Annotated in this window: 4 protein-coding genes; 1 reads left to right on the top strand and 3 read right to left on the bottom strand. The window is 59.7% G+C overall.

What is annotated here, in order from left to right; all coding sequences use genetic code 11:
• Positions 1 to 220: 220 nt before the first annotated feature.
• The 3 genes from ACM5SV_RS20205 to ACM5SV_RS20195 all read right to left on the bottom strand — a co-directional run bounded on the left by ACM5SV_RS20205 (position 221) and on the right by ACM5SV_RS20195 (position 4,363).
• On the bottom strand, positions 221 to 418 hold the full coding sequence (locus ACM5SV_RS20205) for a hypothetical protein (RefSeq protein WP_245483735.1): 198 nt from the start codon (positions 416 to 418) through the stop codon (positions 221 to 223).
• A gap of 44 nt (positions 419 to 462) precedes the next feature.
• Positions 463 to 1,899 carry a cell division protein ZapB gene (locus tag ACM5SV_RS20200; RefSeq protein WP_419425390.1) on the bottom strand — a complete coding sequence of 479 codons (1,437 nt, stop codon included), beginning with the start codon at positions 1,897 to 1,899 and terminating at the stop codon, positions 463 to 465.
• 634 nt (positions 1,900 to 2,533) lie between these two features.
• Positions 2,534 to 4,363: a S8 family serine peptidase gene (locus ACM5SV_RS20195; protein ID WP_419425389.1), complete on the bottom strand. Its 1,830-nt coding sequence runs from the start codon at positions 4,361 to 4,363 to the stop codon at positions 2,534 to 2,536.
• Between the two features lie 120 nt (positions 4,364 to 4,483).
• Here ACM5SV_RS20195 and ACM5SV_RS20190 point away from each other — a divergent pair, with 120 nt between their 5' ends.
• On the top strand, positions 4,484 to 11,545 hold the full coding sequence (locus ACM5SV_RS20190; RefSeq protein ID WP_419425388.1) for a hypothetical protein: 7,062 nt from the start codon (positions 4,484 to 4,486) through the stop codon (positions 11,543 to 11,545).
• Positions 11,546 to 11,550 lie beyond the last annotated feature (5 nt).

Below are 11,550 nucleotides of genomic sequence, written 5' to 3'. Positions count from 1 at the left end.
CAGAATCGAATCATGATTTGCCCCGGCTTGAGAATCCCCAGACTAGCAATCACTTCTCAAAGCGCGCGGTTATGCACACTTCTATGACCGCTCACCAAAACGCCGCCATGGATTTTGCCCCACGTACCTTGCTGGGGGTAAGCGGGGCTGATTTGGTGGCGATGCCGACACAATCAGCAGATATGACCCAGAAGCAGGGTGCCCGAAGGGCCGAGAGCGTTCAGGCGCGTGCTGCAACCATCGAGGCGAGGGGTGCAACAGCATGATCTTCGTCATTGATCCCCAGCCGATCGCCGAGATAGTGCCAGAACGACAGGCCGAGCTTTTGGCAGGTCTTCATCAGGCCGAGCATGCTGTCACGCGCCTGCCGACCGTTGCGACTGACCGTGCCGCCGGAAATCTTATCACTTGATGACAAGTCCGCGCAGATCTCTTTCCGACGCATTGGTATGGAGCGGGGTTTCAGGCCGCTCCAGAACCCGCAGCAGTTCGGCCTTGCGGCGACCCAGTCGAAGCAGCAGTTTGTCGAGGTCGCCATAACCGGCGCAGCGAAAAAATCCGATCGAACCGGGCCTGAAGGCCCCGGGCTGCACGGGGATCAGGTCTTTGCCTATAGGCTTTCAGAGCCTTGTAAAAGTGCCAGACAGGCTCGCGCAGGGTGTCGACGTGTTTCACTTGGCCGGGCGTCGCCGGCATCAGCTTGTGCAGCAAACGCTCGGCGTGGATCCAGAACAGCGCATGGGTGCCGACGCGGAATTGTCCGGCATCGTCGGACACGATCACCGCATTGCCGACCAGACCATGATGGCGGATAGCGCCCCAAACGCCGGCCTCGGCAAACGGGCGGATTATTTCCTTGTCGAAGATGTCGATACCATTGGCGGCCAGATACTCGAGAAACGGAACCTGATTGGCAAACCGCCGCGGTTCACATGTCTTCAAATGGGCGAGCAGGGCGGGGTCCACCTGACGGTTTTCCAGAAAGGTGAAGGCGGCATCGTTGAGAACATAGTCCTGATAGTTGCCGCGCAGCAGGGCCAGAAAGTTCAGCCGCGACTTCGACGGCGTCGTGCGGAAGGCGGTGAACTGTTCGCCTCCGATCTGTGTCGTATGGAAATTGCGGTTGGCATGGCGGGCACCAGTGTCGTCGACCGTGACAAAGGGAGCCGAGACCAGGCCGGCATGCAGCACGGCGGCATCCTCGGCATGAAAGCCGTCCAGCCGCTCTGTCAAAAACCGGATGACCTGGCGTTTGGTCGCGATCATCGCTAGCGATGACGCTGTAATCTCGACACCGACATCGTTCAGCAAGGTCGTCAATCGCTGCGTTGTGATCTGCCCATGGTTATGAAGCATCAGGCAGAAGCGACGCAGACTGGCGCCGTAGCCGCCCTTTATCCCTGCTGGCAGCGGCGCAATGATCGTGCGTCCTTCCGGTGTCACCCAGCATTCGCGGCGATAGCGCACCACGTCGGCCCGCACGACCAGATCCCGGACCACGCAATCCTTGTAGCCTTTAAACCGCGATCCAGGTGGGGCTCTGGCAGGCAGCACCTCTTGGCGCGTGGCGCTCCCCGTGTCGCCCTTCGGCCCGCGACGCCGCGCAGGCTTTCGGCTGCCGGCAACCGCCTTGTCGCTGGTTGCCTGGTCCATACCCGAGGGCCTGAAGGGTGGGCGTGGCGGCAGGTTTTTAAGCCGCGCAATCTCATCACGCAGAAGCTGGTTGTCGACCTTCAGCCGGGTGTTCTCTACCCTGAGCAGGTCGTTTTCTTCTCGAAGCTTTCGGTTGTCAGCCTCAAGCGCCTCAATCCGGATCTCTGCCCGATCGGCCCGCTCCACCAGACCAGTCACGAGCTCGCGCAACGCCTTCAGCGACAGCTCATCAGCATGCTCGGCCATGGGGAGGCGGCGCTTCGTCATAAAGGAAGTGAATCATGATTCACAAAAAATCGGAATCCCCCGTGCCACCAGATCTGCTCCAGTTACTGCTGCGTCTGATCGCGGACGCCGGCAACGCGCTGAGGCGTCTCGACGAGTGGATCGCCCGTTCGCCGTTCGGTCGGGGAAGGGGGGGAGGCCGGCGATGGGCGTGCCAGCGTGCTCATGCGGAGTTTGCCGCGGTCGATGCGGTGCTGGCCCAATCGGATGCTGCCATCGCGGCAGCAAAGGCGTCGGGATCAACGATCTCGATTGGGACGAGGACGACCGGCCGGAGAAATGGCGGACGGTGCTGCGGCGGACACGTTGCTGCAGGCAGTTGTCGCGCTAGATGCCTGAAACAAGATGCCGTGCTGCAGCAGGCGCTTTGGCTGAGGCGCCTTTGTCTGCGTCGATCCTGCGCCAGGCCGGCGTTAACACCTTGGCCCATCTTGCTACCGTTAACCTACGCCTCGAACACATCCCGATTGGCGCCGGCATCGTGATCGCGAGACCCAGCTGTTCGCCATCAATCACGAATGATCGCGGCCGCCGAGATCGGGCTGAAGAACAGGACCAGCTGGTGTCGGTGCGAACCATGATGGAAAGGTAGTGATCAGCTCGGCTCTTTCTGCGGCCGAATAGCGGCGACCGGCAGGGTGCTGGCTGCTGTGACAGCTCTCAGCGCGTTTATCCGCCCGCTGCCCCATGAGTTTGGCGCTGCAGTGGGGGGAGGATCTGCTGTTGCCCTCAAGATATCGGAAATTTGATCCTGCGTCAGCGTTGGTTCGACCTGCAGGATACAAGCGACTGTCCCCGCTACGTGAGGCGCGGCCATGCTGGTTCCTTGCAAGGCGGTAAATGATTTTCCAGGATCGGCTTGCATATTTGAGGCCCTCACCGAACTGATCATCTGTCCAGGAGCGCATAAGGTCGGTAGCGTGCGGCCATCTAGCGCAGGCCCGAGACCGGAAAAAGCCGATAGCTTGTGAAGGCCACTTGCCGGCTTGGTGATATAGGATCCGACCGAGACGACCTTGGTCGCAGTTGCTGGGATGCACACCGTGCTCGCCGGACTTGGGGCGCTGAAGACGGTGAGGGCTCCTCCACGTCGCTTTGGAGCCTCCAGGTATGCATGGAAGATCCCGTCGGAGGCACCGGCACCCACGACCCTGCCGCGAAGCGAAATCATCCATCCACCTGCCGCAATCTGATAGCGTGGGCCACCCTTGTCGATCCGGATAAGAACTCTGTTCTTGCCGGTGTTGGGCATTGCGACCTCTGACATAATCCTCACCGAGTTCCTGCCCATGGCAATTGCCCCGGACTGTGCGGCCCCGGTTGCAGGCGCCCTCAATGCCGCTTCCTCGCCGCCCGGTGCCAAAAGCTCGACATCGAGGCGCTCTGCATTTGACGTCAAGCCGTACCACACCTCGATAACCAGATAATCCGCCGTTTCCCTCTGATCGGCCACAAAACTAAAGCTCGCAGTCGCCGCTGCAGCAACTTTTCCCTGGGCATGGGCCTTGTCATCCGCACTGTTGCCGGCAGCAACGACAATCGACCGACCGGCAACGGACAACTGCGCGTCGATGGCTTTCTCCGTCAGGCTTTTGCCATCGCGGGCGCCACCTGAGGTTCCCAAGCTGAGATTTATGACGCAGGGACGGCCAAGCGCGTCTGCCCTGGCAAGGATATACTCGATGCCCTGGAGGATGAGTTCGAGGCCGCGATGGGCAAAATCTGTTGCGACAACGATCATCTCCGCGGATGGTGCAATTCCCACGAAGGCCGTCGGGGCCCCGCCAGGCGTGACCGCCCCATTGCCGGCGGCAATTCCCATAACGTGGCTGCCGTGACCTTCCGGGGTATCCTGCGTTCGAAGAAGCGGGCCTCTTGTCAGCGCCTCATTTATGGCTGCTTCGGAAAATTCCACCCCTGTCTTGAAGCGCGTGTCCGACCCGTCAAAGGGCAGCTTTTCCAGGGGATAGCGTGGTGTCTTACCCCGCCTGGAAGGAACCAGGGTCAGCCGCTGATCCCACAGATACAATATGCGGGTTTTGCCATCGGCTTTTTTAAAACTGGCATGCTTGTAATCAATTCCGGTATCGATGATGCCGATAATGACGCCCTTGCCCGGCTCGTTTTGCGTGAGCGGCGGAACTCTGTCGGCCGATATGTCAGCGCGGCTAACGTCGAGGGTCGGGTGCGCCTGACCGGTCATCTCGATCGCCTCTATTCCGAGCTCCTCTATGAAGGGCAACCGCGACAGCGGCATTTGAGCCGAAACGATTCCGCCGGTCGTCGTGAAGATGGTCATGCCGAAGCTGGTAAGAGCGTCGGGCTCGCCTGACCATTCAAACAGCACGGAGACCGTTTTGGTCGAGCGACGACCTGGCGGAGTATCGTCGAAGAGCCACTGAAGGCGCGGGTCGATCACTGTCACGGCTTTACATCCCCTGACTGTAAATATTCATTAACCAATATTGACCAATTACTCGGACTGCGGCAAGCTACACTTTCAGCGACAGTGGAAAATATTTACACTCGTTTCGGGGGTAGTGCTATGCCATTTGGGAGGGGCAAGGCAAGGGTCGCGTTTGTCGCGATTCGTGCGACCGACGACTATTATCCCAACGCCCATGCCAATCCCGATAATCTCGAAGCCGTGGTAGTCGGAACGAACGACGACAAGGGCGCGGACTGGCGGTACGTCTGCTACAGTCTTTCCGATCTCAACGACATCATAACGCTCAAGCTCAATCCCTTCGCTCCCGGCGCACCGTACGAGGCGCGCGCGCGATACTATGACGGTTCAGGCATAAATCCTCACAGCCGGCCGATCGATGACCATGCCATCGCGCCGCCTGCCTCGACAATCGAACTGACCCGCATCGTTCTTTGCACATTTTACCGAACGCCCGGTGGCGATGCCACAGCCGACGAAATCCTCGAGGTCTTTGACGAGGGGCCTCTGGCACGGTTTGATACCATTGGCTTTGCGCGCACGCCGGACGGCCAACCCGTCGCCAACCGGGCTGTGTCGCGGGTGGAAATCACTACGGTTGCCGGCCAGCCAGGAAAGCTGACGGGCTTTACACTTCGCCTTCAGGTTCGCGTGGCCCTGAACGGCCATCGAATCAGGCAGACCGTCGCCAGAAACGACGATCGCTATGACACCCGTATTCATCTCATATTGACAGCCGAGCAAAACAATGCGGCACAGTCGCTCTGGCGCAATGATATCCCCTTTAGCGCGGCTCTTTGCAGCGAGATTTTGGTCAGCCTGACCATCGGTCCCTTCGATTCGGTAAACCCGGCGTTGAGCGTCGTCAACATCCACTATTTCGACACCGATCTGCTTGGCGCCCTGATCGTTCCCGGGGCTGCGAACAAGGTCAGCGATCCGATCGACGTCAGTCCCTTCCTCCAGGAGCAAGGCATATCGCAGCCGACACTCCCCCACGGCGGCTTCGTCACTGTTTCTCGCGAGTTTGGGCTAAGAGCGCTTCAGACCAAACCCTACGAGCCCAATCCCGGAAGGGGGGTGAGCGAGGTCGTGGTTCGTATCGGATTGCGGCTGGAGCTCACTCTACAGCAATACCGGGACAAGGTGACGTCTGTTCTGGAGAGGTTCTTTCCCGATCCAGCCGCGCTCCCCTCTCAAGCCGCCATACGCTTCGCGCAGGAACAGCGCCTCGAGGAAGTCGCCAGCAAGCTTCTTGTGCCTTACAAACCTGCAAGCTGGATTGTGAGCATGCGGGTCGATCCGCCGATCCCGGATCCGAAAGGCGCCGGTGACAAGAGTTTGGATCAGGTCACGGACTTCATTATCGGTCTTTTTGATCGATCAATTGAAGAAGAACATCGCGGTCTGCGTCGTGTTCGCGGTGCAGCACCCGTCAGTGCCATGCCGCGTCTTAGCAAGCGTCCCCAGAACCCGGGCATGGCCTGGCAGGCTGTCGGCCTGTTAATGGAGGTGAACGCCTGGAAGCGGGTTTTGGTGCCCGAATCGTCCGGTATCGATGCGGCGATCGACAAGGAAAGGCAGGCGGCAACGGTTTTTCTGTCGTTCGAACCCCGGTTCATTTCCAATATGTGGGACGGATTGCAACAAAAGGCCAATGTCTCGCAGTGCACTGCTGAATTCAGTGCGCTAACGGCAATGGACGGAACGGCACCGACCTGCATTGCCCGCCTTGCAGCGCCCCTGGTCGCAAGCAACCAAAGCTTTAATGCTGAAGATTGCACGTTTCGACCAGCGTGGCAGCCTGCCATTGCCGCAGTCGGCGCTCTGACGGCGTCCCCTTCGATCAGCGTCGCTTTCGGTCTCGATCACACCGATGGCAACGAGGTTGCGCTTGGTGCACTCGCCTTCCAGCTGACGAAAGATCCCGATTTTACCAACGTTTTTCAGGCCGATTTGACCGGCCTTCTGGCATGGTCGGCCTATCCCGACAACCCAGGAGACCTGTTGCAAGCCCAACTCCAGGGGCAAGTCAAATTTCCGATCGATCGCGTGTGGCCTATCGGCCAGGACGACCTGCCGGCGGACGTTCAGTCGCAGATCGCCAATCCCTATCCGAGCGACAGGGCAGACCCGGATGCTCCGCTTCTTCTGGAATTGGAATATCCCGATCTCGGCGTCAAAGCCGCGGAGACCACGATCCAAGCCCTCGTCGCGACCGAAGACCTCAAACGCGGTGCCAATCATTCGCTGGCCCTGTCGCTGCGCGCCCGTCAGCCGGCCGCAGCCGATGGATCCATGTCCAGACGGCTGGCGCTTGTAATCGATCCGACGCCCTTTCGCGTCGCCGCCGTCGAATATATCGAACCGGCTCGGGCGGCCAGCGATCAGAGCAACGAGGTTGCCGTCTGGAGCAACGCGGCCGACGTCTCGTGGAGCGTGCTTGATCCCTCCGAAACCATCCGCGTCGTCACCCCACCACAGGTGATTGGTGAGGCAATGGAGAAGAATGCAACATCGCTCTACGGTGCGGCCAAGGATATCGAACCGGCAAGGCCTGCAGCTGCCCGATTTGGCGCGCATGGCCGCCTGGAAATCGATCCGACCTTCTTCGACAAGAATTTTCGGGAACCAGGTTGGAACCTTCGGCGCAATATGGGCTACCCAACCATGTCTCCGCCGGGCTCGCGACTGCGAGATCTCCGGCTTGAGCTGCTCTATGGCCTGACCACACGCATCATCCCATCCCAAGGCACATCGGATACCTTCATTACCGAAATCGGTGGGGCGATCGGGGCTGCGGTCCGCCCGGTTCCTGATGGCGCGGGTGATGGTGAAATATCGCTGGCACGACATTTGTCGATGTCCAAATTGATCTTCGATGCGCAGCGTCGGCGCCTCGCAGTCGACAAGGTCTGGAGCGGCAAGCCGGACGCCGAACTCAAGATCGAAAACGGCATCGACTTCCGACTCCGTACCAGCGAGATCGGCGGCCACGGGCCGGCAACAGCCCTGCGCTGGCCGGTATCAGGCGAGATGCCGGCTGACGAGACGGGACTGATTGACACGACCGTCCTCAGGGAGACCTTCTCGACATCACAAGATGACAAGGAAAGTTTTCCCGGGGGAGTCGCCTGGGCTTTCGAAAGCCCGAACATCTTGATGAAGGTCTATTCTCAGCCCCGTTCGGTCGGTGGCTGGGCCAAGGGTATCTACCTGTCGTCACACGGTGCCTATGGCAGTCAGCGGGCTCTCTTCGACGAGAAAAAGACGGCAATCGAGACCGAAACCGGCCAGGGGCGCGTTCACCGATACAAATTGGAGCGGATCGGCCGCATCGGCGGCCTGTGGAACCGTGCAAAACACGTGATCATCTACGAGCGTAGTGTCGTCCCCTCTGCCCAGTTTTACAATCTCGACCCCATTGGCAGGCTTCAAGACGAGCACGCCGGCCGTCCTATCCTGCGCAAAATGGAAGAGTATGTAGAGCTTCTGCAACCGGTTAGGGCCTATCCCGAAGATGGAACATCGATCGCCGCGGCCGGCTTCCTGATCGGTGCCGAGTTCAAATCCGTCCGCATTCGCGTCGACAGTCGTTGGGGCGGCGATGTTCGCCGTGAGGGTTGGCAGGTTCCGCTTTGGAACAAGGCCTTCGCATCGACGCCTGCCAGAAACGCATCCAATCCGGACGATCCGTCGTTCATCTACCCGAAGCCACAGATCCGCTTTTTGATGGCCGGCGAGGGCGGCGGCGAAATCTCGGTTGAAATCGATGAGCCGGAAAAGCTTGTTTTTTATACCTCCGTTGTCGTTGGCGAAAGCGGTGACAACACCGATCTCTGGCGGCCGGTCCGAGAGATTGACTTCGTCGACATGCCGGTGCCGGCGACAGGTCGCGTGAAGCCAGACCAGGGCGGGCTGAGCGATGCGATATTGCCCGGCGAACCGTCACATGTTCCCGGTTTCGAGCGCATGACCATAGGTCTCGTGCGCGCAAAGGAAGCCGCTGTCCTGACCAATGGGCGGGCGGCCTCCGGACCGGGTGCCGTCTTCCGCAACGTGACCATCGCCAGAGCAGCACCGATCGTTGTTGCGGGTGGCCAAGCATCGATATCGTCCTTCGGCCAGGCCATGTCGAACGGAAGCGCCAACATTCGCGCCGCCATCGACGCGAATGTCGGTCAGGCACTTGCCGTGTTGGAGCGCCTCGATCCTACGAGGGGAGGGCAGGTCAAAGGCGATGCAGTGACAGCAATAACAGCCGCCCTTGCACGCCCCGACATGTTTGGCGGCATCGCCGCTGCAACGGCGGATCTGAAAACAGCCTTGCCTGCCGGTTTGGGCGCGTTCAAGTCACCATGCGACTCTATGCTGATGCGATTGCAGGAATCGGTGCGCGGTCAAACAGACCGGTTTCGAGTGACAGCCTCCAACGCAATCGATATGACACTCGCAGGCGCGCTTGCCCCGGTTCTATCCCTGTCGGGTTTTGCAAACGATCTGATCATTGCGATCAGTGAGGCGGACGCCTGGCTCTCGCCGGAAAGACGAGCGGAACTGATCGACGAACTCGCGGGATTGCAGGTCCGGATTGCGACCCTGGCCGACGAGGTCGTCGGCGACATCGAAATGCTGTCGACACGCACCGTCGCAAACCTCGATGCCTTGAAGGCGGTCGCCGGCGCAACGTTTGGCGATGTCCATGATGCGACCGTGACGACAGCAGTCAGCGATATTCATGGCTTCGTATTGCAGGTGAGGGACACGATCGCCAGCGTGACGAACAATACCGACCCGATCCGGGCGTTTGCCGGCCAAATGTTAATCGCGGCGCGCAGCAGGGTGATGGTCCTCGACCAGGTCATGTCGTCAATCGACGACCCTGCCTTGCTTGCAGTTGCAAGACGGATCTTGCCGGCCGTTCATGACGAAGTCGCGGTTGCAATCGCGTTGTTTGTCGAGATCTCTTCTCCTGCCACGCCAGTGATCACACAGCCGATAAAGGATAGGACCGTTGGATGTGAGGCAAAGCTTGCCAAGCTTGAAGTCGCGCTCGACCAACGACTACAATCCGCTGGCGGCTCGATCGCACAGGTCGGCAAATTGCTTGACGCGATCATCACGGCCGCTCAAATGTATGCCGGCCAAGTCGTCGAGCAGATCGAAGATGTCATCGACAGCAGCATCGACCAGGCAAAAAGCCTGTTCGACTACATTGCCAGCGCAATCATCATTCTGTCGGGTCCCGATGATTCCGAGGGCGACTACGACCGTCTGCTTGCGCTGAGAGAGACCCTGAAAGAGCTGTTGATTGTCGCCGACATCGTATCGTCCGCTTCGACAGCCCTGTCTCAGGGCGTCACCACTGCCTTAAATCAAACCGTCGATAGCCTCGCAGCACAGATCGTCACGCAGGTCGGTGTCGTTTCCAACGAACTGACCAATGCCTGCACAGAGTTTGATTTTTTCGTCAACAAGCTTACCGGCAACGCGCAGCTGGCCGCCGATTGGCTGGAAAATGCCCTCGACCTTGATGGATACAGAGCGCGGCTGACCGAGGATCTGACGGCTGCGATTGGGTCTGCCGATGCCTCGATCGACGATATCAAACGAAGGGCATCCGAAAAGGCTGCGGAATTGGCCCGTGCTGTCGAGGGGAGGGCCCGGCAGATCACCGGTGCGCTTCAGGAAACGCTACGCGACGCTCTTGGTGCCGATCCGATCGAGTTCGCTGACCAAGCCACCCGCCTCTATCAGCAAGGAAGTGACACCCTGCGTGTCCTGCGTGCCGTTGGTGATCCGCCAAGCACCGACCGACTTGGTTTCAATCGACCGGAAGTGGCTTACGTTCTGGCCGAAACGAACAAAATCGTCGACATGACGCCGGCCCTTGCACTGGTCAACCGGGTCTCCGACACCCTGTCGGCAGCGGACAAAGCGGGCAAGGCCGTCGGCGATCTCCTGCAGCCGTTCGGTGTGCGAATGCCGACGATTGGCGTTGCCGAGCAACTCGTCGCCGACAAACTGAAGCAGCTTCCGGTGTCGGACCTCATTCCAAATATGGCGGGGATCGATTTCCGGGGCCTGCTGCAGCGATTTGCCTTTCCAGATCTCGACGATTCCAAGGCCCTCAAGATCCGGCACGGGTTTGACAGCGCGCAAATGCTCGCATGGCTGCAGACCGATATCGACGTTTCCTTTCCAGAACCTGCGACCTTGCTGTCGTTCGGCCCCGTCGAGATTATTGTCGAGCAGGCGCAGTTCAATGCCACCGCCAAGACGTCGACTGGGCGTGACGGAACAAAGAAGACCGTCAATGGCCGGATCTTCGGCGACTGGCGCGTTGTGGCATCTGGTCAAGATATCATCACATTCGTCCAGACGGCGCTCACCTTTGACGATACCGGCAAGATCGATTTTCAGATCGAGCCGGACAGGGTCGAGCTTGCCGACGCGCTGGAGTTTCTGACCAACTTTCTGGCGGCATCTGGCGGCGGAGACGGACTGGTCGTCGAGCCTTTCATGCGCGGCGGCGTGCCGAGCGGCGTGGCCGCTACGCTCGATGTCATGCTCCCGGACCTGCAACTCGGCGTCTTCGGCATTTCGAACCTGTCGCTCCATGTTCTGTTCGGCGTTGCGGCACTGCCGGAATTCGAACTCATGTGTGACCTGTCGGTCGCGACCAAGACGATGCCGTTCACGCTCAGTGTCTGGATCCTCAATGGTGGAGGGTTTCTTGCCCAGCGCCTGTCGTTCCTTCCGACGTCGCGACCCAGTCCGGTTCTCAGTTATTCGCTGGAGGTCGGAATCGTTGCCGGTGTCGGACTTGGTTTCAATTTCGGCGTCGTCTCCGGCGGCGTTTGGCTGCAGGTCGGATGCTCGATCACCATGACATGGACGACCGGCCATGGCGGCAACACCACGGCAATCTCGGTGTTCATTCTGGCGCGCGGCAACGTCGACGTGGCGGGCTTGATAACGGCCGGAATCTCCTTGCTGCTCGACGTGAGCTATGACGGATCGTCGATGATCGGGTCGGGGACGCTGCGGCTCAGCTTCAAGATCAGCATGTTCTACACGCTTCGTGTCAATCAACATGTCCAATATCTCTTTGCCGGCGAAAAGAAGCGGCAGGACTCCTATTCCGGTTCCTATGCCTGAGCGCC

The organism is Rhizobium sp. CRRU65 (genome assembly GCF_048551595.1).
Lineage (GTDB): Bacteria > Pseudomonadota > Alphaproteobacteria > Rhizobiales > Rhizobiaceae > Rhizobium > Rhizobium leguminosarum_J.
Note: the sequence above shows the minus strand (reverse complement) of the source record. Positions and strands in the feature narration are given on the sequence as shown.

Coding starts and splice junctions, on each gene's coding strand:
- ACM5SV_RS20200 (WP_419425390.1), bottom strand. CDS start 1,899: ATGGCCGAGCATGCTGATGAGCTGTCGCTGAAGGCGTTGCGCGAGCTC.
- ACM5SV_RS20190 (WP_419425388.1), top strand. CDS start 4,484: ATGCCATTTGGGAGGGGCAAGGCAAGGGTCGCGTTTGTCGCGATTCGT.